Origin of the sequence: Microseira wollei NIES-4236 (genome assembly GCF_020521235.1) — a bacterium.
In the GTDB taxonomy this organism is placed as follows: Bacteria; Cyanobacteriota; Cyanobacteriia; order Cyanobacteriales; family Aerosakkonemataceae; genus Microseira; species Microseira wollei.
In genome coordinates this window covers 1-26,653 of record NZ_BLAY01000096.1, presented here as the reverse complement: position 1 = coordinate 26,653, position 26,653 = coordinate 1, and the positions used below count along the sequence as shown (strand labels likewise).

The 26,653-nt window shown below is 45.3% G+C and carries 19 protein-coding genes; 4 read left to right on the top strand and 15 right to left on the bottom strand.

Translation table 11 applies throughout. The features are described from left to right. Nucleotides 1-393: 393 nt before the first annotated feature. Together MiSe_RS28065 and MiSe_RS28060 are read right to left on the bottom strand one after the other, a co-directional pair. A complete protein-coding gene (locus tag MiSe_RS28065; protein WP_444980562.1) occupies nt 394-6,228 on the bottom strand; it encodes an AAA family ATPase in 5,835 nt (1,944 codons plus the stop codon). Between the two features lie 521 nt (nt 6,229-6,749). Then, the gene (locus tag MiSe_RS28060) at nt 6,750-8,867 is read right to left on the bottom strand and encodes a CHASE2 domain-containing protein (RefSeq protein WP_226586694.1); all 2,118 of its coding nucleotides are present in this window, start codon (nt 8,865-8,867) and stop codon (nt 6,750-6,752) included. A 338-nt stretch (nt 8,868-9,205) separates the two neighbouring features. Here MiSe_RS28060 and MiSe_RS28055 point away from each other — a divergent pair, with 338 nt between their 5' ends. Further along, entirely contained in the window at nt 9,206-10,417 is a 1,212-nt protein-coding gene (locus MiSe_RS28055; RefSeq protein WP_373872888.1) for an RNA-guided endonuclease InsQ/TnpB family protein, read from the top strand. On the opposite strand, the gene MiSe_RS28050 is transcribed toward MiSe_RS28055, so the two are convergent. From MiSe_RS28050 to MiSe_RS28015, 9 genes are all read right to left on the bottom strand, one after another. Then, nucleotides 10,405-10,788 (bottom strand): DUF928 domain-containing protein, encoded by a 384-nt coding sequence (locus MiSe_RS28050; protein WP_307731550.1) that lies wholly within the window; start codon nt 10,786-10,788, stop codon nt 10,405-10,407. The two genes, MiSe_RS28055 and MiSe_RS28050, sit on opposite strands and share 13 nt — an antisense overlap. Further along, entirely contained in the window at nt 10,751-10,993 is a 243-nt protein-coding gene (locus tag MiSe_RS51240; RefSeq protein ID WP_264196714.1) for a DUF928 domain-containing protein, read from the bottom strand. The genes MiSe_RS28050 and MiSe_RS51240 overlap by 38 nt, the downstream gene beginning before the upstream one ends. Nucleotides 10,994-11,035: 42 nt before the next feature. Continuing rightward, nucleotides 11,036-11,584, bottom strand: a complete 549-nt coding sequence (locus MiSe_RS28045; RefSeq protein WP_264196713.1) for a CHAT domain-containing protein — start codon at nt 11,582-11,584, stop codon at nt 11,036-11,038. Beyond that, complete coding sequence (locus tag MiSe_RS28040) at nt 11,571-11,840, bottom strand: hypothetical protein (protein WP_226586692.1); 270 nt, start codon at nt 11,838-11,840, stop codon at nt 11,571-11,573. Before MiSe_RS28040 ends, MiSe_RS28045 begins: the two co-directional genes overlap by 14 nt. A gap of 380 nt (nt 11,841-12,220) precedes the next feature. Then, nucleotides 12,221-13,444, bottom strand: a complete 1,224-nt coding sequence (locus MiSe_RS28035) for a PAS domain S-box protein (protein ID WP_226586690.1) — start codon at nt 13,442-13,444, stop codon at nt 12,221-12,223. Continuing rightward, nucleotides 13,441-14,130, bottom strand: coding sequence for an adenylate/guanylate cyclase domain-containing protein (locus MiSe_RS28030; RefSeq protein WP_226586688.1), 690 nt, complete (start codon nt 14,128-14,130; stop codon nt 13,441-13,443). Before MiSe_RS28030 ends, MiSe_RS28035 begins: the two co-directional genes overlap by 4 nt. 20 nt (nt 14,131-14,150) lie before the next feature. Next, a complete protein-coding gene (locus tag MiSe_RS28025) occupies nt 14,151-14,504 on the bottom strand; it encodes a slr1659 superfamily regulator (protein ID WP_226586683.1) in 354 nt (117 codons plus the stop codon). Between the two features lie 45 nt (nt 14,505-14,549). Next, on the bottom strand, nt 14,550-15,146 hold the full coding sequence (locus MiSe_RS28020) for a slr1658 family protein (RefSeq protein WP_226586682.1): 597 nt from the start codon (nt 15,144-15,146) through the stop codon (nt 14,550-14,552). Nucleotides 15,147-15,298: 152 nt separating this feature from the next. Beyond that, entirely contained in the window at nt 15,299-16,114 is an 816-nt protein-coding gene (locus tag MiSe_RS28015) for an LCIB family protein (RefSeq protein WP_226586681.1), read from the bottom strand. A 27-nt stretch (nt 16,115-16,141) separates the two neighbouring features. Here MiSe_RS28015 and MiSe_RS28010 point away from each other — a divergent pair, with 27 nt between their 5' ends. Beyond that, a complete protein-coding gene (locus MiSe_RS28010) occupies nt 16,142-16,537 on the top strand; it encodes a hypothetical protein (protein ID WP_226586680.1) in 396 nt (131 codons plus the stop codon). A gap of 166 nt (nt 16,538-16,703) precedes the next feature. Here MiSe_RS28010 and glsA read toward each other — a convergent pair whose 3' ends face one another. The 4 genes from glsA to MiSe_RS27990 form a co-directional block, all read right to left on the bottom strand. After that, entirely contained in the window at nt 16,704-17,735 is a 1,032-nt protein-coding gene (gene glsA / locus MiSe_RS28005; protein ID WP_226586679.1) for a glutaminase A, read from the bottom strand. A gap of 53 nt (nt 17,736-17,788) precedes the next feature. Then, nucleotides 17,789-18,544, bottom strand: a complete 756-nt coding sequence (locus MiSe_RS28000) for a MinD/ParA family ATP-binding protein (protein WP_226586676.1) — start codon at nt 18,542-18,544, stop codon at nt 17,789-17,791. A gap of 428 nt (nt 18,545-18,972) precedes the next feature. Next, nucleotides 18,973-21,858: a two-partner secretion domain-containing protein gene (locus MiSe_RS27995; protein ID WP_226586674.1), complete on the bottom strand. Its 2,886-nt coding sequence runs from the start codon at nt 21,856-21,858 to the stop codon at nt 18,973-18,975. 13 nt (nt 21,859-21,871) lie between these two features. Further along, nucleotides 21,872-23,284, bottom strand: coding sequence for a serine/threonine-protein kinase (locus tag MiSe_RS27990; protein WP_226586672.1), 1,413 nt, complete (start codon nt 23,282-23,284; stop codon nt 21,872-21,874). A gap of 350 nt (nt 23,285-23,634) precedes the next feature. Here MiSe_RS27990 and MiSe_RS27985 point away from each other — a divergent pair, with 350 nt between their 5' ends. Together MiSe_RS27985 and MiSe_RS27980 are read left to right on the top strand one after the other, a co-directional pair. After that, nucleotides 23,635-25,062, top strand: a complete 1,428-nt coding sequence (locus MiSe_RS27985; RefSeq protein WP_226586671.1) for a dihydrolipoyl dehydrogenase family protein — start codon at nt 23,635-23,637, stop codon at nt 25,060-25,062. Between the two features lie 216 nt (nt 25,063-25,278). Next, nucleotides 25,279-26,430, top strand: a complete 1,152-nt coding sequence (locus MiSe_RS27980) for an RNA-guided endonuclease InsQ/TnpB family protein (RefSeq protein WP_226586670.1) — start codon at nt 25,279-25,281, stop codon at nt 26,428-26,430. Nucleotides 26,431-26,653 lie beyond the last annotated feature (223 nt).

Here is a 26,653-nt window from a genome sequence, read left to right as displayed (position 1 = left end):
CTGATATCATGTCCAATAGCAACGGTTGTGTAACTGCTAATAACTCAAGTTGCTAGTTACATCCCTTGACAAAGAAACAAAGGTGAGCGGAAAAATCCTGCGTTTGACAGCGAGAAATGGACGCAGAAACCGGGTTGATGACGCTCGGTAATGGGTAATTGTCAAGAGTAGACTGAGCCATGAATCCAATTACCAATTACCAATTACCAATTACCAATGTCACAACTATTCACTACGAATAATAGCTAATGGCTCAATCAGGAAAAATACTATATTAGCAATTAGCAAGCTTGCAATTAGCAATTAGCCATCCATACACATAGAGTAGGGTGCTTAACTAGGCCCAAACCCTCAATAATCGCTGTATAACCAACGTCTTTTTCACGAAACTATCTACTTCTGTTTCAATACCACCAAAGTAATATCATCAAAAAGTTTTTGCTCCCCAATATGCCGCCGCACATCTTCTATTACCGCTTGTCGGATTTCTTGTGGCGATCGCGCACAATTTAACCTGACCATTTCACATAACCGTTCCACTCCATATAGCTGGCAATTAATATTTTCCGCTTCCGTAATTCCATCGGTGTATAACACCACCACATCCCCCGGATTAAGTTGCACTTGTTCGGAAGCAATGAAATCAGCAATCTCCTCATCCAAGCCAATGGGAAAACCGAGATACATTGTATCAATCCGCTCGACTTGACCCCCAGCACGCACCACAATTATCTCTTCATGTTGCCCGCTGATTTTCAAAATGCCGTCGGCATAGTCTAAAAGAGCCAGCGTCAGGTTTTTATTAGGATTAATGCGCTGTAGGTTGTGATAAATCGTGCGGTTGAGAATATCCAAAAATTGCACCGTATCGGTTTGGTTACTTTCCTGTAAAGTGCGAACTGCGGTTTGTGTCATCAGCATTAACACGCCACTTTCTAAACCATGTCCGGTGACATCGCCAATGCTAATTTTGACTTGGCCATTCTGTTGCAGTACGTCGTAGTAGTCGCCGCCCACTTCAGCGGCAGGTTCCATAAATCCGGCGATTTCTAATCCCTCAATTGACTCTAATTCCGACTGCTTGGGTAGAATCATCTGTTGCAGTTTGCGCGTTACCTCTAACTCCGCACTCATGCGGAGATTTTCTTCTTTGAGGCGTGAGTTGAGTGCCATAATTTCTTGGTTAGCTGCGGCGAGTTGGGCAGTACGTTCTTTAACTTGCTCTTCTAGGGTGCGATTGTATTCGGCGATTAATTTCTCGGCTTGTTTGCGTTGCGTGATGTCTTGAAATGCTGCGATCGCATAAACAATTTTGCCCGTTTCATCCAAAATTGGCGTGCTGGAAATTTCCAATGCGATAGTTTTATTGGGGTGGTGGAGTTCAAGGTCGTCAGCTTTTGCAGGTTCGCCAGAGAGCGATCGCGCGATTGGCAGTTGGTCAATGGGATACAACTGATTAGTTCCAGCGCGATAAACTTGATATGTCTCTGACAATTGCTCGGTTTCGGCTTCCGGTATAACTTTTATACCCAGCAACTTCTGTGCTACCTGATTGGTGTAGTAGAGTTGTCCATTTGGTTGGTGAACAGATACACCCACAGGCATTGCTTCCAGGTACTGAGTCAACCGTCTTTCGCTGGCGGTGACTTCTTCATAAAGTTTGGCATTAGCAATCGAGATGGCGGCTTGCCTAGATAAGATGTTTAAAACTGCCAACCTATCGGTTGTAAATGCCTTCGTAGTTAAATTATTTTCTAAATACAGAATCCCTAGGAGTTTACCCTGATTGACAATGGGGGTACAGAGGAGTGATTTTGGTTGATTAGCAATGATGTAGGGGTCAGCAGAAAAGCTATTTTGGGCATCAGGATTATCGAGTACCAGAGTTTCGCGGGTGCGATAGACGTAGTTAATTAAACTAACAGGAATTTCCTGGCTTTGTTCGACTCCAATCGATTGGAGTACAGTCATGTCCCCACCAGCAACACCAGTTGCCTCAATCACCAAATTAGCGGCCTGGGATAAAATCAGAGCGGATTTAGAAGCTCCAGCATTTTCTAGCACAACTCGCATCAAAGTGGAGAGCAATTTATCCAGATGAATTTCACTAGAGAGAGCTTGAGAGGCTTTGAGTACCGTTGCCAAGTCTAGAACATCTGAACTGCCCGAACTTGAACTGCTGGAGGTGACGGTTGGCGTGAGCGTTTGGAAAATTGTTTCCCCTAGTTTTGGCGTTTTTGCCTGAAGGAGAATGGGAGCAAGTAATTGAGGATAACGTTTTTCTAAATCTGCAACTTTTGCCTTAGCTCCCCAACGAGCATAGCAGTAGTAGGCATTAGTTAGGTAAGTTTGGGCAATGGTTTGTTTGCCCCAACCTAGATAGAATTTGGCCGCGAGTTCGTTGGCTAGGGCTTCATCCTGAATATATTCGTTGTCCTTGGCTCCAGATATAGCTCTTTCATAAAGCTCCATTGCTTCCAGATATTGCCCTAAAACTTGCGCTTTTTCTGCCTCCACTAAGTCATACTTGTGCTGAAAATTCATGGGAGCATGGTCAGACCAATTTTTCAGTTTCTGCTGGTTGGTAACCACTTGTTTCAGGTATGCTTCCTTTTCAGGTTCTACCTGAGAAAGTTCGCTGTTGTCAATCTTGGCAAACAGAGCCAGACGCGCTAGAGAAGAATAGAAATAGAACGCAGGTACACTGAGTAACCCAATCAACCCGTCCAAATACTGTTCTGCTTGCTCTGCATTTTCTAAGGCTTGAAAGCGATACCCAAATAGATAACAGAGGATCAGTTTTTGGATATAAAGGTAGCTCAAGCCACAGCGGTCATTCAGTTCAAGATGATGGGGGAGCAATTCCTCCTCGTTGTATGCCTCACCCCTTAAACTACAGGGATTTTCTGACCTGCCCAGCAATGTCAAAACCGCCTGCCAACCCATTTGATGATAATTCAAGCTCGTCTCTTGCTTGAATTGAGTGAGCGCCTGACTGTACGCTGCCATTTCCCGTTCCAGTTCCGTCAGTGGCAAACCCATCCAATAGGAAACTCGGCATTTCATATGGCCAAAATGACCAGCAAATTCTAAATCTCCGTTTTCCAGTGCCTTGGGATATCCTGCCGCTAACAGCGATAAACCTTCCCTCATATGAGTTTTGACATGGAGTGTATATGCAGCAACGACATAAGCTGTCTTAATCGAGATTTCTAGCCGATTGAAACGTTCTGCTAGTCTTAAAGCCAATTGACCAAATTTATAAGCAGACTCAAAATCTTGGACTACACCATTCAAAATTATCCCGTAACAAGCATAAGCCCAAGGAGACAAGGGTCCATTGCCATATTTGATCGATAAATTGACCTGTTCGCAGGCAATCAGAGGAAACAGGGCTGGTGCAGCTTGAAAGGCACTAGGAATTATCACCGATAAGATCTGCATAGCTGCCAGCTTCTTGCCATCTGTCATGGGAGGCAAATTCATCAACTCCTCTGTACTTTTTCCCGTCAAAGAAGTCATGGTGCTAGAGATTGCTAGCTCAATATCCGACGGGGTAGGTGATTCGGGTAAGTCGCTTCCTAGTAGCTTCAGCAGTTGTAGCCCAATCTTAACAGCTTCCAGTTGTTTGAATTGTGCCCCGCGAGTTTGGATTTTGATTGCATAAACTTTCACTTTGTCGAGAATAGTTTTTGCCCGTTGTATAACAACATCTGCCCATCTCTCCATTTGGGCAAAATCAGTGTTCAGGAATGCTGCCTCTGTTGCTTGGGAATAGAGTTCCAGAGTCAAGTCATACTGAGTCTGCCAGCTATCCACTCTCAACAGTTTCATCCCCACAGTTAAATATTCAACGGCAGCAGCATAAGCAGTAGAAGCCAAGGCTTTACGTCCAGCAATCAGATTCAATTGAGCCAGCTCATCCCGCTTTATTTGGTCAGTAATTAACTCCAATCCAATATTCAAGTGGTTGACAATATCAAAAATATTCTCTTCACGCTTCTGTTGGTCAGTATTGTTCAGTAGCAGTTGACCAATTTTTATGTGGGTTGACTTTTTTTGACTCTCTGGAATCAGAAAATAGGCTGCTTGCTGTACCCGGTCGTGCAAAAATCTATAATTAATTGCTGATTCTGGATTTTTAATTAATAATTTATCCTTGGTATTAGCTGATGATTCTTCCCCTTGTTCTTGGAAAAATTTATAAACTTCGCTATTGGGTATAATCAACCCTTCTTGCAATGATCTCCACAGGTCAGCCGCCGTCTCGGAAAGGGATTTCTCATGTACAATGGAGAGAGTGGCTAAGTCAAATTGGTTGCCAATGCAAGCGGCTAACTTCAACACTTCCTGAGTATTCTGGGGCAGCTTTTGCAATTGAGTTGCCATAAACTCGACCACATCATCGCTGACAGCCAGCGCCCTGACTTTGGCAATGTCGCACTGCCAATAGCCCATACTAAAATCAAAGAAGATTAACCCTGAATCATGGAGAGATTTGAGGAATTGATTGCTAAAGAAAGGATTGCCTTTAGTTTTGGTTAAAACCAGCTTCGTTAAAGGAACTGCTCGCTCTGGCGGACAGGAAAGAGTATCAGCAATCAGGCGGTTTAAGGAAGATTGGTCTAGGGGTGCTAAAGTAATTTGATTGACTGTCGCCTGAGTTTTCCGAATCTCATCCAACGTCAGGAGCAACGGGTGTGCTGGAAATACTTCATTATCTCGATAAGCTCCTAACAATAAAAGATGGCGAGTATCCCCTTTGCTCATCAACAACTGCATCAACTTCAGAGAAGCAGAATCTGCCCACTGCAAGTCATCTAAGAAAATGACTAGGGGATGCTCTTGGGTCGCGAACACTCGGATAAACTTCTCAAACAACAAATTGAAGCGATTTTGGGCAGCAGTCCCCTCCAGTTGTGGCACTTCTGGCTGCTTGCCAATCAATAGCTCTAATTCTGGGATGACATCAATAATTACCTGAGAGTTTTCACCCAAAGCTGCCAAGATTTTGGCTTTCCACGTTGCTAAAGAGGCAGTACTTTCGGTGAGCAATTGCCGCATCAAATTCTGAAATGTCTGCACCCAAGCAGAGAAGGGAATATCGCGCTTGAATTGGTCAAATTTCCCTTTAATGAAGTAACCGCGTTGCCGCACAATTGGTTTATGAACTTCATTAACTACAGCAGTTTTTCCAATCCCCGAAAAACCTGCTACTAACATCATCTCAGTGCTTCCAGAGCTAACTCTGTCAAAGGCAGCTAGCAGGGTTGCCACTTCTGTTTCTCTGCCGTAAAGTTTTTCTGGAATCGTGAAGCGCTCGCAGATATCCCTTTGTGCCAATTCAAACAGATTGATACTGCCTGTAGCTGAGTATTGTTCTAAACACCTTTGCAGGTCGTACTTGATGCCAAAAGCTGATTGATAGCGCTCCTCAGCCGTTTTCGCCATCAATTTCATCACCATATCATTTAATACCTGCGGGATGGCGGGATTGATTTCGATTGGGGGAGTCGGTTGTCTGGCAATGTGACAGTGGACTAACTCCAGTGGGTCATCCGACTCGAAGGGAAGTTTTCCGGTGAGCATTTGGTAGAACGTTACCCCTAGAGAGTAAAAGTCGGTGCGGTAGTCGATACCCCGATTCATCCTTCCTGTCTGTTCCGGGGATATATACGCTAGCGTTCCTTCCAACATATTGGGGTTAGTAATCTCCTGGTTCTCTCTCGGTAAGAGGGAGGAGATACTGAAGTCAATTAGTTTTACCTCTTTGGTTTGGGGGTTAATTAGAATATTCTGGGGCTTGATATCTTTGTGAATAACTCGGTTGTGATATAGTCCTTCTAGAGTTTGGACAATTTGGATAGCAATATTGAGAAATTCGCTTAACATACCAGGAGCGGTAAATGGGGAATTTTCCCCATCACCTAAACAGGTGATGTAATCAGAAAGGGAAACGCCGCCAAAGTCCTCCATCACCAGTACAAAACCATTGCGGTAGGTTTCTAAACTCAGATGCTTGATCGCTCCTGGCAAATCGAGATTTTTGCCAATCGTGTACTGATTGCGGAACTGCACCAGTTCATTGAAGGTGGGATACTCATTCAATAGCAGTTTGAGTACCACTGCTGTTTGGTCTGATTCACAAATTGCCCGATGAACCTGGGTTCTGGAACCTGAATACAACTGCTGGGTGACGCGATAGCCAGGAATTGTCATCATAGTCATAGTTATTCAATCTTATAAGCTACTATCTTTTTGATTAGCAATTAGCCAATAATCCCTGAGGATTGTACTAATGGTATCTGTTCCTTGACAGCAGAATCCCCTGATAGCGCCAAGTAGATGCCCAGAAAAATTACGGCAAAGGCTTCCCTGGAAAATTTCTGCTAGCATTATACAGTGTTTCTGATTTTTTTAATAGATTTTTTGAGCTAAAGTTTTGTTAATTTTATCGACCGCTCGGAAAGCCGATGACGATTGCAATCATCAAGGCGAATAGCAGCCCTTTGGGCTACCAGGTAGGCGCAAGACAACACAGTTAAAAAGGGGATTTGGGAAAAGGGGGAAGGGGGAAGGATGAACAAGCCAAACCCCTTTTCCCAAATCCCCAAATCCCCTTCGAGAGAGGCCATTTTGTCCCGTCTTAGATTGGTAGCCGCCCTTTGCTCATGGGAATATTTTCCAGATCTACCAGCCATTAGCTATTAGCCAAGTTAGGTTAGTTACACTTTAAAGCTCGATCGATCCTAATTCTCCACCCTCTCCTCATCGCAGCGCTTGAGAACCACCAAGGTAATATCATCAAACACCTTTTGTTCTCCAATAAATTCCCGCAGGTGATCGATCGCTGCTTGCTTAATTTGTGACGCACTCAAGTGCCAATTACTAGAAACAACTTCACAAAGCCTTTCCAGACCATAGAATTTTTTATTAATATCTTTGGCTTCCGGGATACCATCGGTGTACAGCACCACCCCATCCCCCGGTTCTAATGCCACTGTTGTCTGGCTAATAAAATCAGCAATTTCTTCATCTAACCCAATGGGAAATCCCAAATCAGTCGTTTTAATGCGCTCGATTTGACCGGATTTTCTCACAACAATTGCTTCCTCATGTTGACCGCTAATGCTAAGATTACCAAAGGCATAATTAACGATACAAAGCGTCAAATTCTTGTCAGAGTTCATCCGCTGGACATTTTTATAAATCGTGCGATTGAGGGTATCTAAAAAGCGCACCGGGTCGGTTTCTTGTATTTCTTTGAGGGTGCGAACAACCGCTTGAGTCATCACCATCAAAATGCCGCTTTCGAGTCCATGTCCGGTGACATCGCCAATGCCAATTGTCACCACGCCATCTGTGTGCAGGACATCATAATAATCGCCGCCGACTTCGTCAGCAGGTTCCATGAATCCGGCAATTTCTAAGCCTTCAATTGACTCCAGTTCTTCGGGGTTAGGCAGAATCAACTGCTGCATTTCTCGCAGAATGTCGAGTTCGGCACTCATGCGGATATTGTCCGCTTTCAATTTTTCGTTAAGTTTAGTAATTTCCTGATTAGCATTAGCGAGTTGGTCGTTCGCTGTTGCTAGTTCAGCGGTGCGTTGTTGAACTTTGTCTTCCAGGGTGTGGGCGTAATCTTCTAATTGGCGATAGGAAAGCATGAGTTTTTGCCACAGCACTTGACCGACGCTGAATACAGTAGTACCAGCTACAGCAAGTAAAGGCGTAAATACAGGCAGCAACCAACCGGATAGAAAGGCAAGATAGGAACTGGTGACAATAATTGTTACAGCGATTAATATCCCTGTTACTGTTATTAAACGTCTCTTAATGTAGAGCGTACCGAAAGTGGCACTGTAACCAGACCAAAAGACAATTAATAGCCAATTAAACGGTTTAGCTGAAGCTCGCAGCATGGGACGACCTTCTAATGCTGCACTGAGAATTTGGCTGGTTAAATTGGCGTGAATAACTACTCCCGGCATTAACTCAGTTGGGGCAAACAAGTTGTTATTGTAAGGCGTGCGGTAATTATCATTAAGGCTGGGTGCTTTTGAGCCGAAAAATACCAAGCGATCGCGCATTAAATCCCCTGGAATTCGATTCTCCAAAACATCGGTCATGGAGATATGCTTAAAACGGTCGAGTCCGCCCCGATAATTCAACAGAATTTGATATCCTCCCATGTCTGCTTCGTTGTACTGTCCATCGTTACCAGACAGGGGAACAAACTTAGCTTTACCTAAACCGTATATCTGTTTATCGGCATCGATCTCCTTTAGCTCGACTTTTTCTTTTTCTAGATACATCAATGCCATTCTCACGCCTAATCCTTGACTCAAACTGCCATCAGGTTTGCCTAATAAAACGAGGCCGCGTCGCATTTTACCATCGGTATCTGCGACTATATCGTTAGACCCGACTTGACCCAGTTTAGCCAAGGTGGGGGGTGGCGCAATCCGATTGCCTGCAACTTTTTCAATCCCAATTAAATTAGGAGTATTTTTAAATATTTCTACCAGTTCTTGATGTCCTGGTTCGACGGGCAAATCTCGATAAACATCAATAATAATTCCTCTGGGTTGTTGAGCGTTAATATTGCGAATTAACTGCGCCATTACCCGATCTGACATGGGCCATTGCTTGACGTATTTGATATCGGGTTCGTCAATCGTGACAACAACAATGCGTTTGTCAACGGGTTCTTGAGGACGGATGAGAAAGAATTGATCTAAAGTCACCCATTCTAAAATGCGAAAAAGTCCGGCATTACTCCCGGCGATCGCTAATCCAGCTATACAGGCAGTAACTATCAGCGTTCCTTGCCATTCTTTCAGTTTTTGTTTGGTTTTATTCCACATCTGATTTCTCGTTTCCCATCAAAGAGGACGCTCGCGATGCAAAGAGGGTGGTTAAAAAACTCCCCGCGTCCCCGCAAAGCGAGCGTCTCCGCGTCATCTTGTTGGCAGGCTATCTATTATCTCTAATCTGCAAGGGGTTGGGAAGCGATCGCTTCTAATCCCACTTGCTTTAACTCAAATGTCGGGCTAAGTCCCACGCTTTCCCTTGGAGTTTAAGGGAATCGGCAACGGTCAGCGTGCGGATACAGCCCGACCAACAAATAAACCCGCGTAGCGTCCGCATTCTCTAGAACTTATGCTACAATAGTTTATCGTAAACCTTAGTTTACCTGAAAGTATTGTACAGAGCTATCAAAGTCCGAATTTATCCAACCTCTGAACAATCCCAAAAACTTAGCCAAGTGATGGGATGTGCGCGGTGGTGGTGGAATTATGCTTTGAATCTGTGCAATCAGACTTACAAGGAAACGGGCAAAGGATTAACTCAAATCGCCCTCAACGTTTTACCTAAGCTTAAAAAGTCAGAAGAAACAGCATGGTTAGGAGAATGTTACTCACAAGTTTTGCAGTCAACAACTCTGAACTTAACTAAGGCTTTCAAAAACTTCTTTGAAAAACGGGCTTATCCGAGATTCAAGTCTTATTATGGGAGACAATCAGCCCAATATCCTCAAAACTGTCATGTTGAAAATGGGGTAAAAGTTCCTCAAGTTGGAGTTATCAAAGCTTCAATTCATCGGCTTGACGGAAAACTCAAAACCGTTACCATAACCAAAACACCCACAGGCAAGTATTATGCTTCATTGTTATTTGATACTGCTCAGGAAGTTACTGAAGCAGTAGTAACTGGTAAATTAGTGGGGATTGACTTAGGAATTAAAGATTTTTGTATTACTCATGATGGGGAAAAAACATCTAAGTATGCTAATCCAAAACAAATCAAAAAACATGAGAGAAACTTAGCCCGAAAACAGCGTCAATTAGCCCGTAAGAAAAAAGGAAGTAAATCGAGAGAAAAAGCACGAAAGCTAGTCGCTATAGTTCACGAACGGATTAGCAATGCCCGTCAAGACTTTATACATAAATTATCAAGAAAAATAGTCAATGATAATCAAGTAGTGGTAGGTGAAAATTTGAACGTCAAGGGTATGGTTCGTAATCACAATCTAGCTAAAGGGATTTCTGATGTTGGATGGGGAATGTTTGTCAATTTCCTTGACTATAAACTGCAACAAAAAAGGGGTTTATTGGTTGAGATTGATAGATTTTTCCCTAGCTCTAAAACTTGCTCAAATTGTCTTTATCAAATGTCAGAAATGCCATTAGAGGTTAGAGAATGGACTTGTCCGAGTTGTGGGACTCACCACGATAGAGACGAAAACGCCAGCAAAAACATTCGAGCAGAAGGCATCAGACAATTATCGGTCTTAGGAACTAGGACTGCTGCTGAAGGAGGGGAAGTAAGACCAAAAGGTGGGCGCAAGTCTGTCTTGAGGCATTCCCCTGTGAGTTCAGAAGCCCACACTGTACCGTCAGGTCAGTGTGGGTAGTTCACTAAATCTCCCCATTCCTTGACAAAGGTCTGATTATTAGGTGCAGAGCGTTGAGCATCTGCTAACACTTTTAAGGTGTCGTACCAAATACCAGCTTTGGCATAAGCAGTTGCCAATTCGACGGGAGATGAAGCTAATGCTTGCTCGTTCACCGTTGATTCTACGCGCTTAACCCACCCTACGACTGCATAATTATCAGGTCGGAGCATTCCGTTTGGTTCAATCGGAGCAAAGTACCACAAATAGTTTTTACCTATTGGTAATTCTGGTGCTTCTGCGGGTAGTGTAATCGCGATTGTGCCAGAAGAAGCAGGAACCTTAACCGTTACTTTATAGAAGGGATTTCCCTCTTGGTCTTGTAAGCTCAAAAATAGTTGGACGCGCTGATACGGTGTGTCCCTGTTTGGTAGGCGGAACCAAAGCCGTTAGTTCGGGGTGTTCTTCACCTCGGACGCCTGCACCGACGCTGGTTCTGGGAGTTGCGCCACTTGGGAGCGCGAATTGCACATTCCCGCGCACACCGCCTCCCACGCTAGTTTTGGGAACCGCATCCCCTGGAAGTGCAAACTGCATACTAATGAGAGAATTATTTGGTAAAATTTCTTCCGTTTGATATCATGTCCGCGAGAGATCAGTTGTGTATAGTTGATTGTGCGAAAAAGCGTTTTTTCTCCCCCATCCCCTTTGCTCCCCCATCCCCTTTGCTCTCCAAACGCAACCGATGCAACCGGACACGATATGAGGGGATGAATTAGCGATCAGCTGTTGATAAAATTCGCTCATCAAGTTGGCTGTTGATTCATCGCTCACCGACCACAAACTTGCTACAGTACTTCTAGCACCAGATCCCAGGGCAAATCCGGCTAATCCTAAAGTGGCGCGGTTATCGCCTGTAGCTGTTTGACAAGCACTCATGACTAATAATTCAATTGGTTCGCCGCCGACCAAATTTCTGTTTTGGAACAGCAGATCGAAGTCTTTAATCGAAATGCGATCGTTCCAAGTCAGCAAAAATGTTTCATCTGGGTTAGAACTAAATTGACCGTGGGTTGCCAAGTGAACTACGGGGAAAGGTTGGATCTCAATTGCCTTTTTAAAACTCTCATTAGTAAATTCCTCATTCAGCAACACTTTGGAGGTAATTTCCTGCTTAATTTCTGCCACTGCTTCTGCTACTCCCGGCAGCGCCTTGTTGCCACAACTGCGATGCCGTTAACTGCTGGGCGATACCCGCGCCTTGTTGCACCGCAGGTGGGGAAGTTGGGGAGGTGGCGATCGCAGGCACAACAGTTGTTACCACCAACACAGCCAGCAAAAAGTAAACCGGCAACGCCTTATATGCCGCCAAGATTTGCTTCCTGTTGCCCTTTCCTCCACCCCAGGGACGTTGTTTTTTGCCTGTTTGGTTAACCTTCGCCATAGCCTTCAATATCCATCCTTGCGATCGTTTTGAATATCACTCCTTTCGGTTTTATATGCCGGACGCCTCCCAGCTGCTTTTAGTTCTCTTTAAGATTGAGTAATGCAACAAACTCGATCTATATCATAGAGCCTATTTTTTTTATATTTTCATATATAAATAAATTTTTTTCGATGTTTTTTACCCATTTTTCTGAAACTCAAAAGTAGGAAAACTAGGAAAAGTAGGAAAACTTAGAGCTTGCACCCTGTTAGGAGGCAAAGCCTGCCCTCACTCGTTCCCAGGCAAGAGCCTGGGAACGAGTGGAAGAGCCTGGGAACGAGAGGAAACTCTTGTGGGGTAGGCATCCTGCCTGCCCTCGACTTTCTTTTTTGGATAATTCAATTCTCCCAAAACTGATCGAGATCGAGATTTCCCACTTCTGCTTGTAAGTCTTGAAAGTAATCGGCTTGGGTAATTTCTGCGACTTCGCGCGCGCGCTTTTGTTGGTCGATTTCGATGCGGAGTTCTTGCAATTGACGTTTAAGGGCTTCTTCTTCTTGCTTGCGCTGGGTGACATCTTCGACAATGCCTTCATAGTAGAGTAATTTACCATAGCGATCGCGCACTGCTCTAGTATTCTCTTTAACCCATATTTTGCTGCCGTCTTTGCGATAAACTTGAGATACCGAATCCTTGACTTCGCCGTATTCTTCCATCAATTTTTGGAACTCCTCTCTCCCATTAGGAACGACATAAATTTGAGTCGAAATCTCCTTCACCTCTGCCATCATTTCTGCAGGAGATTCATAACCATAAATGCGAGCCATTGCTGGATTAACGCTAATATAATGCCCATCCAAACTAGATTGAAAAATTCCTTCCAGCGCGTTTTCAAAGATACTGCGATAGTTTTCTTCAGCAATGCGTAAAGCTTCTTCCGCTCGTTTGCGTTCCGTTACATCAATTCCCACAGATACAGTTGCGTTACCTTGCTGATATTTCTGCGCCGCCATTAAGTAATACTTCACCGTATCATTGACCGACGTTTCAACAATTTGAGAAGCATATTCTTGCGTACTTGCTAAAAACTGGCGCATAAAATTTGCGAAATCAGATCTTCCTTTGAGAAAGCCGACTTCTTTACCAATAAAAGCATCTTGGGAAAGATTACAACTTTCCGCGAGATAGCTATTCACGCCAATGTATAACCCGTCCGAATCAATCCAAGAAATGGCACCAGGCACGGCATTTAAAACCGCTTCCAGTTGCTCTTTTGCAGTCGCTAGTTCTTGTTCGCGAGTTTTGATTGTTTGCACCATCTGAGTAAATACTCGTGCGAGATGACCGAGTTCATCATCCCGTGCAGCGACTTGTTTTAAATTTCCTGCCTCAAAGCTGTTTTTTTCCACCGCCGCAGCAGCATCTGTCAGCTTTTCCACCTGCTGGATGTAGCTTTGCATCTGTTTATTCTTCTGATGGATTTGGTTTTCCAGGTAGGTAGCATGTTCGGTAACAGTTTCCATCATGATTTCTAAGTCTGCTTTTTCTTCAGTGACTTCGGTGATTTGCCGATTTAGATCTGCAATTTGCGCCAGTAATTCCTCTCTAGATAGTTCATTCATTTCTTTATACACCCTGATTTTTCTGTAAATACCCAGATACCGCGCCAATTTTTAGGGATGCTCTGGTTTGCTAGCTGTGCAATTCGCTTCAGATAGAGTTTTACATTTTTATCCAGCGGATTGGCGATCAACACTTGCTTAAAACCGGCTTGATCTGCTTTGAAATCGCCATTGCGGTAATCGTCAAATCCTTGCTCAAAATCCGGTAATGTTTGCAGTTTTAAAGTTTGAATGAACTCAGTTTCTACATCCAAAACTTCGTAGGCGGTAATGGGTTCGCTTCTTCCTTTCACGATTGTGCGATCGAGCAATCGGACTTTATATTGCTTTGGATGGCTCAATCTTTCTAGAACATCCCCAGAAATCACCATTGACACCCCGTAGTATTTGGTCAATCCCTCCCAGCGGGAGGTGAGGTTAACTGTATCTGATAGGGTATCCTCCTGAAGTCGATCCTGTTCTCCCACCACTCCCACCATCATATGACCAAGATGAATTCCCATACCCACCTGGATAGGTGAATACCCCTGAGATTCTCGTTCCTGATTGAATGCTTGCACCTTGGAATGTTCGGTAATCATTTCCAGCATAATTTCTAAGTCGGCTTTTTCTTGATTGACTTCTGTCAGTTGCCGACTCAGATCTTCAATTTGTGCCAGTAATTCCTCTTTGGATAGTTCAGTCATGCTGGAAATTTAACCTGGCTTTACTCTAGTTGTAGTTGCAAGGTTGGCAGCAGCTTTTGCAAGTTGGTAAGGGATTTTTCTTGCCAAGGAATCTCTGTTGACCCCATTACTACAACTTCAGTCGTTTTCTTTTTACGAACGTTGATCGCAAACTTAGACAGCATACTAATGCCGGAACTGTTGAGAAATTCCAATTGTTTTAAGTTGAGGTTGATCGTGGATGGTGCTTGATTGAGGACATCTTCTAACAACTGGGCAATCGGTGCATACTCTGGGGGGCCACCCAAGCTGAGTTCGCCTTGGAAATAGAAAGTCACTGAGTCTGGATCGTATTGCACGCTATAGTCTTCACCTTTAATTTCTTGCATTGCCATTGTTTTTTGCTCTCCTGGCTGAACTGGTTCTGAACTTGCGCTTCATTATAAGCTAAGCTGAACCATTGTTGTGACTGCGATCGCATCGGGATGATCCGACATCGCCTCAAATTTCCAACCGATTTTTGCTCCATAATCATTAATCATCGTCAGCAGACCTAATCCGGAAGTCTGATTTTCTTCATCTTCGGCGCTGCGCTCTAGTTTCAGGATATACAATTCCTGCGGATCCGAGGCGATTAACTCCTGAATAAATGTCTGATATTTATCCTTGCCTTCCGGTGCGATCGCATTGCTAGCGAACAAGATAATTTTCAGTTCTGGATCTTCCATGAAGTGAATGCCAAACCTCATTGGTGACTTTCCAGTTGGGATATGAAACTTCATCGAATTTTCTAATAACTCATTCGCAATGTAAGCTACTGCCCCTTTACACTGTTCTTTTCTCCTTTCCTTGCCTGGATCTTCATCGTTTACTGGCAGAAAAACTGCTAAATAATCAGCCACAAAGTGCGCGGATAATCGATTCGTTTTCCACCGCTTCTTAATCCTGTGATAACCCGCTGAAAAACCTATATCCAAATAATCTTCACCAATGGGAAGATTGTCAATGAAATCTCCAAATATTTGTACCATATTCATAGTCAGCGCCTTAATTAAAAAACCTAGGTAATCCCTGGTATAAAACCTTGATATTTTATTCATTTTATTCATAAAAAATCCCGGTTTATGGATGTTTTTTTGACGAGAAACCGTCAGATAAACCGGGTTTATATCAAAAAGAAACCCGGTTTCTATATTTCTATCTGAAACACCTCAATTTCTTGTTTCCCATTAGGGAGATCGGAACCCACCACATAAAAATCCTGGGGATAGATCCAATGAGTGTCCATTGGGCCGTGAATTTGAATCCCCGTCATCACTGCATATTTGAATATCGCAGCATCTAAAGTTCCCAACAGCTTCTCTACATCCTGGGAAATAACCCGACAAGCCAACTTAGTTATCTCTACCAAATTCTGTTTTTCGCCATATTTAATATTCGATAAAATTTTCTGCCGTATAATCGATTGTTCGATATCTTGCATATCGGTTGCTAGGTTAAGAAATCCAGAATCTAGTTCTTTAACAATTGCTTCTAACGCACCGCAGGCATGAGAAGCTTTTTGGATACCTTCTCGGTAAACTTTGCCAATTTCTCCTGTTTTGGAAATTGCGATATGGGGCATGGCATAAAAAGTAAAACGACGCACGCCGTCAAAAATAGGGGTATGGTCTGTTGCTGCTGCTAACCCGGTTTTTCCCATCAACACGAACCCAGCTAGGCTACAACAATTAAACGTTTTGCCCCAATATTTAACCACTTCATACCATAAGGCATCGGCAATTTCGTCCCGACAAATTGCCAGCATTCCCATTGTGTTTTGGTCTTCAAATCCATAGCTATCAAGAGAGTTATAGGTTTGTTTCATGTAATCTTTCATCGGCAACGCCCCTGGAAAATGATGTTGCAAAGTTTCGTGGAAGACTTTGTTAGCTGTTGGGTCATAACCATCTATGGCTTGAAAAGTTTGGTTTCGCAGTCGCTCTAAGTAGTAGTTCCCGGTCATTTGATTGCTCCTAAAATTTGTAATATATTGTCCAGTTGCATCGGTATTGTATCAGGAAGAAGCTGGGAATATGCACGGCTGTCTATCTTTGGTAGGACTGACGCGCAAGTTCCCGGTTTCTCCGAAAAATCCTTGGGAAACGGAACCACAGATATGCCTCCCTTCCGCACTCGCGTTCGACGGTCGAAACCGGGTTTCTGTGAAAAATCGTGGCGCAAGGAACTAGAGATAGACGCAGAAACAAAGGTGATGGCAAGGTCGTGGGTAAGTCCTGTTTGGCATAGATTGAAATTGACACTCCCCACCCCTAAAGGGTTTGTCGTTACCCACATTTTCTCAGGAGTCCGATTGACCCTTTCCCCGTCAACCCACCCGGAGATTGAAATCCCACAGCGAGTAGCTCTAGTCTACGTCATGGACTAAAGAAATCTTTCGAGTCCATTTGAATGGACTTTGGCTAAAAGCCATTGGAATTTATTCCCCGGCGGGTTTTATGGCTAGCGACAAGGCTGTGAGATGTGGGTAACGACAAGGTCTAAAGTCAGGGGCCCTCATGCAAGTTTTTCGGTAAGGAACTATCCTGAATCACTTACCAACTATCTACCGAATCGCCTCCTTCGAGCCAGTCTTTTAAATCTCGTTCTGGTTTTGCCACATTAAATAGATGCAACCCAAAATCTCTGGCGAGGTCTTCACAAACTTTGATCCCTCTGACACTATTTCCCTTGGCATCTAAGGGTGGCGAAAAAGTCCCAATCCCCAGTTTTCCTGGAACTAAGGCAGTAATTCCGCCACCAACGGCGCTTTTTGCTGGCATTCCTACCCGGTACGCCCATTCGCCAGAATAGTCGTACATGCCGCAAGTGAGCATGACGCTAATCACATCTTGCACGTAGCGTTCGTCAATCGCACGTTCCCCGCTAATTGGATTAATGCCTCCGTTAGCAAGAGTAGCTGCCATCATTGCCAAGTCGTGAGCGTTGACCATGATGGAACATTGTTGAAAATACAAGTCGAGGGTTTCCTCAATCCGGTCGGTTACCATGCCAAAATTGAGCATTAGATATGCGAGCGCTCGATTCCGATTCCCCGTTGCTTTCTCTGACAAAAACACCGGCACGTTAATATCTGGCGTCCTCCCCGTATAGCGGCGGAACATCTCCAAAATGCGCTTGAGTCGTTCCGTTGCGCCGTTACCTTTGATTAAGTCTGTGGTGGCGATCGCTCCTGCATTTACCATTGGATTGTAGGGACGATTGGTTTTTTCATCCAACACAATCGAGTTAAATGCTTCTCCCGTTGGCTCGACGCTGACTTTACTATTAACATATTCCCGCCCGCGATCTTCCAGCGCCAAGCCATAGATAAGGGGTTTAGAAATTGACCCAATTGTAAACTGTTTGTCCCCATCCCCAACATCAAACACCTGACCATCCACTGTCACCGCACAAATACCAAACCATTCGGGTTTTGCCAGTGCCAGTTCTGGAATGTAATCAGCTACAGTACCATCTTTCACATATCGATATTTTTCGTGCAATTCGCTCAAATATGAGCGAAACGGCGAAGCGACTGCCTGAATTGAACTTGCTAGCGCTCTCAGATCGTGTTTTTCTGCCATAGATAGTTGGAAGACTTTACCATTAAAGTTTGCGTTCGCCTTTGGATTTTGGTTTATTCCATAATCTGCTGCGCGACTTTTTTAAATTCATTGCTGACGTAATGGTCGGGGAATTGCACGCAGAACACCCCGTTACTTGCCTGTTGCACTAAATCTTCCGATAAGGGAAATATCCCGGCTACCTTCGCGTCGTAAGTAGCTTCTATCTTTTGCCTCAGGGCGTCAAAATTCATAGTTTTTAAGACTTTGTTGACTGCCAACAGCATTTTGCGAACTTTTAACTGCCGCGCCACATCGATAGTTACCGCCGTGCCTTGGTAGTCTTGTTTATCCGGTCGCAGAATTAATATTAAAACGTGGGAAATCGCAATCGTCAGAAAGGTTTCTTTGGACAAACCGGGGTGGGTGTCGATGAACAGGTAGTCGAGTTGAAGATTTTTAACTAATTTGCGAAAACCATCGTTGAGCAATCTGACATCGTATCCCTCGCTCAAGATGCGGGAAATGTCGTCTGCTTTGACGCTGGAGGGAACTAAAAACAAACTGCCATTCCCATTTAAACCGATATTGGCACTCACATCGTAGGCTGTATCTTCGATGGGTGCTTGTCCCCAGAGATAGTTGTTGAGGGTTTTGTTCATGGTTTCCGATTCCAAACCGAAAAGGTTGTGAATTCCCGGCGACTGAATATCGGTGTCTACTACACCAACTCGATTACCTTGTAGCGCCACGGTGGTAGCAAGGTTAGCGGTAAAGTTGGATTTGCCAGTACCACCCCGATAAGAGTGTATTGAGACTACTTTAGGCATTTGAGTAATTGAGGATATAAGATTCTGTTGCGAATAATTATGACTATATAGTTGTTCGCCGTCAATACAACGGCAAACAAAAATATTTTGATTTTTAGGACTTACGCTCATATTCCGGGTTTCTCTGAAAAATCCTTGGTTTGGCAACTGGAACAGAAACCCGGTTTCTTGGTCGCCCAAGCGTAAGTCCTGATTTTCTTACTTTCCCTTATTCTTTTACCAATCTCTCATACCAAATCCGGGTTGATTACCCCCGTTATTGTCTCTCCTCTTATTCTTGGCGTTCTTGGCGTCTTGGCGGTTTCGTAAAAAGGGGTAGTTAACCCGGATTTAGTATCATTTATTACTTTAGGTAAAGCTGCTTTTTTCCTACTTTTCCGACCTTTCCGACCTTTCCGACTTTTCCGACTTTTCCGACTTTTTAACCATCAAAATCCCAAACAATTGGGAGTGCTTTGAGGCAGATGTTCTACCAATTCTATTTGCCCGGATGCATTAATTATCCAGCCGGTTGCTTCTACAATTCGGTCGGGAGGGGACTGGGAAGAAGACGCTCTGACGCTCTGACGCTCTGACGCGGGGAATGTCTCTCCAGAACTCGACCCTCTCCCTTGTCTCCTCCTCGACCCGTCTTTTTGATCGGGCATACTCCGGTTCCCCATCGCGGTAAAATCTTGCAAATCGCGCCAAACGGTCTGACCTCGAATCGTTGTCGTTGGGTCTTCTGGTAAACCGCCGCGGAAGGTAATGGTAAAAGAGTTGCCATACGCCGCCCTACACCCGACGATGACTTGGTTGCTGTTGTCCCTCACCTGAGTTGGCAATTCGACTAATCCCTGACTGGTATTGACGTTGGGCGTATTAACGGTGACGATGCCATTGACGCCGAATTGGGAACTGGCAGCGATCTCGCTATCAAAACCCCTAAAAATACCTTGGGTAAATATGTCGATCTGACCTCCACTTCCCTTAAAAGCGTTGGCGTTGATGCCGCTTTCTTCTAAAAGCGCAACCGTATCGGCGGTGAGGGTAATGTTCCCTCCATTACCAGTACCCCCGGCAGCGGCGGCAATTTGGCTTTCGGATCGCAACTGCACAGACCCCACTTGCAGGTTAATATTCCCCCCACTCCCGGAAGCGGTGGCAGTGGCAATCCGACCTCGGTTTTCCAGGGCGATCGTCTGTGCGCGAATTTGCAAATTCCCCGCTGCCCCCGACCCCCTGGCACTCACGGAAATTTCCGCCCTGTCTCGCACATTTAATTGGTTTGTCTCCACAAACAAGTTTCCCCCATCCCCGGTTGCTTCGTTGGCGGCGATATTCGGTCTTTCTTCTCCAGAAAGGGCAAATAACCCGCTCTCAAATCGACCGTCCGCGCTGGTTCCCTTTATTTCTACCGACTCGCTGGCAATAACGTTGAGATTTCCCCCCCGTCCCCCGCGAGCGGTTTGATTTCCCCGACCGCGAGTAGAAACAGATACCCGCGCCCCATCCCTCACGGTAAAACGGGGAGTAATAACGGTAATGCTACCCCCATCTTGGATGCCTTCGGTGGCGGCAAACAGTCCGCTGCGACTAAAATCCCTGGGATTAGCAGGATTAATCCGCGCGCCAAACAAGTCTACAAACTCAGAAGCATTAACAGTCAGATTTCCCGACTTCCCCTCACCAAAAGCAGTAACCGATACATCTGCTCCTCCTCCAATCCGCAATCGATTCGTTTGAATTAAAATATCCCCTGAATCTCCCCGACTGCGAGACGTAGCGGCTAAAGTACCCGATACTTGAACGTTAGGCGAATCAACTATTTCCACATCTGTTGCACGCAGGGTTACATTTCCCGACCGCCCGATACCGTAGGAACCCGCAGACAGAACCGCTCCATCCTGCACAAGCAACCTATTGGTGTTAATCGTTACATCTCCCCCTTGACCTGTCGGTTGCAAGGCAACTCCTCTGAGTCCAACCGAAGCAATAATGCCGCTGCGAAACGGTTCTCTGGAAACAATTCCGATTGTTTCTACGGCATCTTTGGCATTGATGCTGATATTTCCCCCCGCACCTGAGCCAAAAGTAATCCCCAAGATGAAAGCTCCATTTTCTGCCCTCAATCTGCCAGTATTAATCGTTAAATCCCCTGCCTTTCCCATCCCGAACGTTCCCGATATTAAGCCAGCGTTGTTGAGTTGGACTGTACCCGTAGAAGCAGTGGTTACAGTTAAATTCCCTCCCGGTTCTACTGTCAAAGGGGAAAAATTGGCGCTGGAAATCATCGCGCCATTCCTAACCGTTAAGTTACCAGTTTCAATCGTTAAATTACCCGAGCTGCCAACCCCAAAACTATTGGCAAACAATCCGCTTTGTTCCTCTGGAAAATTAGCGGGAATTCCAGCAAAAAATTGATTTAATATTTGGGGAATTCCCGTTCCGGTTATCTCTACCGCATCGGTGGTGCGGATGGTAAGATTTCCCCCAGGGAGGGAACCGAGGGTGGAAGTGGAGATGATGGAGCGATCGCCAACTGCCAATCTCCTCCCCTGCACCTGAATATCCCCGCCATTTGTCACAACTCCCGCTTGTTGCGACAGTTGGATATCCCCAAAGTTCTGCACCCCAAGATAGCCGAAAACCCAACCGGGCGCTATACTAACCTCACCGTTACTCCCTACACTCCCCAGTTCTATCCTCCCTTGGGGTGCCGTCAGCCAACCTGCAACTAAGTTGACATTTCCACCAATAAGTGCTAATGTTTGACCCGGTTGTACTGCCAAGCCAACGGGTTGAGATTGGTTGATAATATTGGCTGGCTGAGAACCAAATTGCAAGCCAATCGGGACGTTAATCGTCAACAAAGGTGGATTTTGGGGATTTTTAGCGCTGAAAGTGCTGCCATCGGCAAAGCGAATGCTATCGGCAGTACTGCCAATAAATGCACCGCCAATATTCAATTGCGCGTTCGCTCCAAAGATAATTCCGCTGGGGTTAATTAAAAATAAATTCGCCCCTCCATTGGCACGAATTAACCCGTCAATGTGAGAAACTTGCCCTCCAGTAACGCGGGTAATAATGTTATTAATCGTCAAGGCATTATTGAAAAATGCCTCAGATCCAGTGGTCAGGGAAAATTCCCGCAAGCTGTGGAAAAGGTTACCCCCGGCGCTAGTTCCTCCTTCAATTGTGAAAGTATTGCCCGCTTCGGTAACCCTGGAATTATGCGGCAGGGTGCTATCGGGGACAATTTGGGCAACGACAGGAGTATTGGTGGCGATCGCTATCATCGCCAACATCGCGCTAGCTAATTTCAATTTACCCAATCCCATTTTCCCGTTAAGGCGCTACACCCCGAATCGAATTTGGCGGATTATTTAAATTATCTGAGCGCGATAAAATCGCTTGATCAAAAAATACCCACCACGCCCAACCAAAGAAAACGCTTCCCCGCGCCCACAAAGCCGATCCCCGTGCTGGGAGGTGTCCGGTAGGGGCATCGAGGGAAAAAGTCAGGTTGTCGTAGTTGAGCCAGGTATTGTTGACGCGCCACCCGACGCGATCGCCCAAACTCCGCTCGGTTTGATAATCTACTTGTCCGCCAAGTTCTTGCCAAATGCGCTTTTGTATGCTAAAGCCAAAGCGACTTTTGCTGTAGTACAGCCAGATTTGGTTAATTTGGCGCAGGTCTTCCCAAGGAAACTTGTGCATCAATTCTAAGTTAAGCCAGTCGTCTTTATCGGTTCTAGCGACTTGAAGCATGACAATTTCAGTTTCTAAGTCAGCTTCCTTCCATTTTCTAGCGGCTAGCAACCGTTGCAGTTTTGTGTAATCTGGTTTTAGCGCGATCGCCACAGGCGTCACCGTCGGTGGTGGCGGTGGGTTAATCGCCTCAAGTGCAACAGGCGGTGCTGGCAGGATTTGGGGTGCAATCACGCCCAATAATTCCAGCCACTCTGGTACTGACTGGGGGCGATTTTCTGGCTCAAACTCCATGCCCTTGAGAATCGCTTGATTGACGCGAGCGCTGATATTCGGATTGTATTCTTTGGGTGGCACTAAAGGCTGTTTAGCCGCTCTAGCGGGAGCTGGAGTCGGTACTTTACCCGTGAGCAAATAATACAGCGTCGCCGCTAGAGAGTAGACATCGGTACACTCGCTTCGTTTCGCTTGTGGCGCATATTGTTCAATCGGGGAAAACCCTCCCGTATAACTTGTCGTGTGATAATTGCTCGGATTGGGGATAAACTCCCGTGCAATGCCAAAGTCAATCAGAACCGCTTCCGGTTTACCTTGCCGCACCATAATGTTAGGCGGCTTGATATCCTGATGTAACATGCCTTTATCGTGCAAGACGATTAACGCTTGACCGATCTGCCAGATATAGCGCAACGCTTCGATTTCGGCGAGGGCGCCGTTATTTTTCACCCGTTGTCGTAAATCCTCTCCTTGGACGTATTCCATGGCGATACAAGGCAGATCTCCCTCATAAAAAGCGTTTTCTATCCGCACTATGTGGGGGTGTCGGCAAAGCGCTAGCCGCAACGCTTCTTCCCGAAAACTCAGCTTGTATTTCAGTCGGTACGCTGCCAGTTTTGGATTTGTCAGCACCTCCTGTTTGAGGGTTTTGATGGCAACGCGATCGCCTTTTTTATTCGTCGCCAGATAAGTGACGCCAAAACCACCTTGCCCCAGATATCTTTCGATAGTGTAGCGCTCGCCGTATAATTTTTGCCCAGCTACCCAAACCATTATTCGCTATTTTTAAGGATTTATCAAAACCTTGAGTTTATTTTTGCACAAACAACAAACCCTCCCATATGACAACATCCTATTGGGCTACAGATGGCAGCCAAAGTCAACCCCATACGTGAAAACTTTACTGCCTTTTTTGTGGGAATTGTGTGAAATAGTATCAGACCGAGCGCCAATCAAACCGGCAAGGCAAGGATTGAAGCTCGTCCAACAGTAGCAATTGACTGCTCGCTCAGGAATGCAGGATCTTGACCTAAACCAGTGCTAGGCTCATTTTCAGCTCACTCTAATTTTATCAGGATTGAATAAAAGCTGACGCAAGCAATAAAAATTAGGAGACTGCTCTTATGGCTGTTGAATACGATGTGGTGGTGATTGGTGGGGGTTCTGGTGGTTTGGTAATTGCGGCGGCGGCGGCGCAACTAAAAGCCAAAGTCGCCCTAGTGGAACGAGATCGCTTGGGTGGTGACTGTCTTTGGTATGGCTGCGTTCCGAGTAAATCCCTCATCCACGCTTCAAGAATTGCTTATGAGGTCAAAAATGCCGCCCGCTTTGGCATTTACTGCCAAAATCTGGAAATTGATTTTGCTCTCGCTAACGGACACGTGCAAAAAGCGATCGCCGCCATTCAACCCCACGACTCCCCAGAACGGTTTCAATCCTTAGGAGTCGAAGTTATCTTTGGAGCGGGTCAATTTATCGACCGACAAACCTTTGAAGTCAACAACAGACAACTCAAAGCACGCGCGTTTGCTTGCGCCACTGGTTCGGGTCCTAAAATCCCTCCCATACCGGGACTAAAAGCAGCCGGTTATCTAACTAACGAGCAAGTATTTTCTCTCAAACAACGTCCCTCATCCCTTGCTGTGATTGGCGGCGGACCAATTGGCTGCGAATTGGGGCAAGCGTTTTCTCGACTGGGTTCAGAAGTAACAATTATTGCCAGTAGCGACCATCTTTTACCCAAAGAAGACCCAGAAGCCGCATTAGTAGTTCAGCAACAATTAGAATCAGAAGGCATTCGCGTTATCACCGCTACCCGCGTCGAACGAGTTGAACAAATCGATGGTAAAAAACACCTATGGGCAGGGACCCAAAAAATTACCGTAGATGAAATTTTAGTCGCCGCTGGACGGATGCCTAATGTGGAATCGCTTAACTTAGAAGCGGCAGGTGTAGAAGTAGGAGAACGGGGAATTCGCGTCAATGAAAAACTCCAAACAACCAACCCGCGCATCTATGCCTGCGGCGATGTTATTGGCGGCTACCAGTTTACCCACGTTGCCGGTTATGAAGCGAGCGTTGTACTAAAAAATGCCTTATTTTTCCCCGTCACCAAAGCAAATTATCGAGTGATTCCTTGGGCAACATTTACCGATCCAGAATTAGCGCGGGTTGGTTTAACCGAAAAGCAAGCTAAAGAGCGATATGGAGATGATATTTACGTGCTAAAACAAGAATTCGCTGGAGTTGACCGCGCCCAAGCCGAAGCCGCAACCAAAGGTTTTGCTAAAATTATTACTAGGGGAAATGGAGAAATTCTCGGCGCTCATTTAGTAGGTGCTTCCGCCGGAGAATTACTCCACGAAATTGTTTTGGCAATGTCGAACAATTTAAAAGTTTCTGCCCTCAGCGGTATCATCCATATATACCCGACCCTGGCGGAAGTGAATAGCAAGGCAGCACTGCTGCTAACTAAGCAAAAATACGCTAAAAATCAGAAATTGCAGAACCTGCTCTTGAGGTTTTTTAGTTTGATGCGTACGCTCGCTTAAAGGTATCTTACTCCCTTCCCGCCACAAGATTATATATCTTCTTACTTTCTTCTTTCTTGGCGTTCTACTCTTCGAGAAGCCGCTACCCTTGTCTATGGCTTCTTGGCGGTTCAATAAATAGATACTCTTGAGGCGGGAAAAAAGCATGATTTAATCTCAAATTAATAGGACAATACATGACAACACGGTATAACAGGCCCGGTCGTTCTCTGGCATATGTTACAATGGAGAAGGCTCAAATTACCGACGACCTTCGTGCTGACTTCCCTCAAGACCAAGTTAAAATTAACCGATGCCCAAGCCGTGTTAATGGCAAAACACGCGGGTATTGCTCGCTATAATTTTAACTGGGGACTGGGGACATGGATCGCACTCTATTCTGAGGGATTGAAGCCAAATGCTTTGACATTGAAGCAGTTTTTTAACAATCACGTAAAGCCTGTCTATCCCTGGATGAAAGAGCAAGGCATTTGCCAAAAAGTGACTCAGTATGCTTTCGCTCATCTGGGGAGGGCATTTAAGAACTTCTTTGCGGGTAAGGCAAGTTATCCCAAGTTCAAAAAAAAGGGTCAGCACGATAGTTTCACCATCGATGCTAGCGGCAGACCAATAGCTGTGGGCGGGACGAGATTGAAGTTACCCACAATTGGCTGGGTATCGACAATTGAAGGCTTACCCCATGTCACCACAAAAGCATTTACCATTTCCTTTTCAGAAGAAGTTGGCAATTGGTATATCAGCTTTACCTATGAAATAGAACCAGAAATTACGCCTAAATCGCGGGAATTTGTGGGTGTGGATTTGGGAGTTAAGCAGTTGGCTACCCTGTCGAGTGGCGTTGTAATTGCCAATCCCCAAGCTTTGAGGAAAGCGCGCTCCTCACAAGCACGATTGCAGCGCCAGTTGCGACGCAAGCACAAGGGTAGCAAACGATATCACCGACAAAAGTTAAGGTTAGCTTCATCTCATCAACGAGTGAAAAACATCAGACTCGATGCGACTCATAAAGTTACAACTTATATATGCAAAAACCACGCTGTTGTAGCCATTGAGGACTTAAATGTCTCTGGGATGATGGCTAATCATAAACTGGCGGGTGCTGTTGCAGACGCCAATTTTTACGAATTCAGGCGACAAATTGAGTACAAAGCACAGCGTTATGGTTCCAAGTTGGTTCTAGTCTCACGCTTGCCTCCTCCTTCTACTCAGTTATGTTCTGGCTGTGGTGAGCAACAACCCATGTCCCTAAGTGCTAGGGTATATGAGTGTTCGGCTTGCGGATTCAAAGCTGATAGAGACTTGAACGCCTCTGTTAACTTAGAACATTATGCTCGGATGGCTAAGCCTCGCCTGGACACAGAGGGTTAATTGCGCCGTCGCTCCCCTTAGAAGTGTCAACTAATATCCGGCATTGTCCGGGTTTTAGCTATTCGGCGGGAAGCCCCGCGCTCTACCTGTACGGCTGTGAGCGTCGCGTGGGAGAGCCTTCTTCAGTGATGAATTGTGCCCTTGAACGATGTGAAGCGTAGCTGAACAAGAGATTGGGCACTTCGGAAGAACTGCCAATCTCCTATAAACGAAGCGAACACAA

What these genes read in the sequence shown, in the direction of transcription:
- MiSe_RS28065 (WP_444980562.1), bottom strand. Translation starts at nt 6,228, where the DNA reads ATGACTATGATGACAATTCCTGGCTATCGCGTCACCCAGCAGTTGTAT.
- MiSe_RS28060 (WP_226586694.1), bottom strand. Translation starts at nt 8,867, where the DNA reads ATGTGGAATAAAACCAAACAAAAACTGAAAGAATGGCAAGGAACGCTG.
- MiSe_RS51240 (WP_264196714.1), bottom strand. Translation starts at nt 10,993, where the DNA reads ATGCAGTTTGCACTTCCAGGGGATGCGGTTCCCAAAACTAGCGTGGGA.
- MiSe_RS28040 (WP_226586692.1), bottom strand. Translation starts at nt 11,840, where the DNA reads ATGGCGAAGGTTAACCAAACAGGCAAAAAACAACGTCCCTGGGGTGGA.
- MiSe_RS28035 (WP_226586690.1), bottom strand. Translation starts at nt 13,444, where the DNA reads ATGAATGAACTATCTAGAGAGGAATTACTGGCGCAAATTGCAGATCTA.
- MiSe_RS28030 (WP_226586688.1), bottom strand. Translation starts at nt 14,130, where the DNA reads ATGACTGAACTATCCAAAGAGGAATTACTGGCACAAATTGAAGATCTG.
- MiSe_RS28025 (WP_226586683.1), bottom strand. Translation starts at nt 14,504, where the DNA reads ATGGCAATGCAAGAAATTAAAGGTGAAGACTATAGCGTGCAATACGAT.
- MiSe_RS28020 (WP_226586682.1), bottom strand. Translation starts at nt 15,146, where the DNA reads ATGAATATGGTACAAATATTTGGAGATTTCATTGACAATCTTCCCATT.
- MiSe_RS28015 (WP_226586681.1), bottom strand. Translation starts at nt 16,114, where the DNA reads ATGACCGGGAACTACTACTTAGAGCGACTGCGAAACCAAACTTTTCAA.
- glsA (WP_226586679.1), bottom strand. Translation starts at nt 17,735, where the DNA reads ATGGCAGAAAAACACGATCTGAGAGCGCTAGCAAGTTCAATTCAGGCA.
- MiSe_RS28000 (WP_226586676.1), bottom strand. Translation starts at nt 18,544, where the DNA reads ATGCCTAAAGTAGTCTCAATACACTCTTATCGGGGTGGTACTGGCAAA.
- MiSe_RS27990 (WP_226586672.1), bottom strand. Translation starts at nt 23,284, where the DNA reads ATGGTTTGGGTAGCTGGGCAAAAATTATACGGCGAGCGCTACACTATC.
- MiSe_RS27985 (WP_226586671.1), top strand. Translation starts at nt 23,635, where the DNA reads ATGGCTGTTGAATACGATGTGGTGGTGATTGGTGGGGGTTCTGGTGGT.
- MiSe_RS27980 (WP_226586670.1), top strand. Translation starts at nt 25,279, where the DNA reads ATGTTACAATGGAGAAGGCTCAAATTACCGACGACCTTCGTGCTGACT.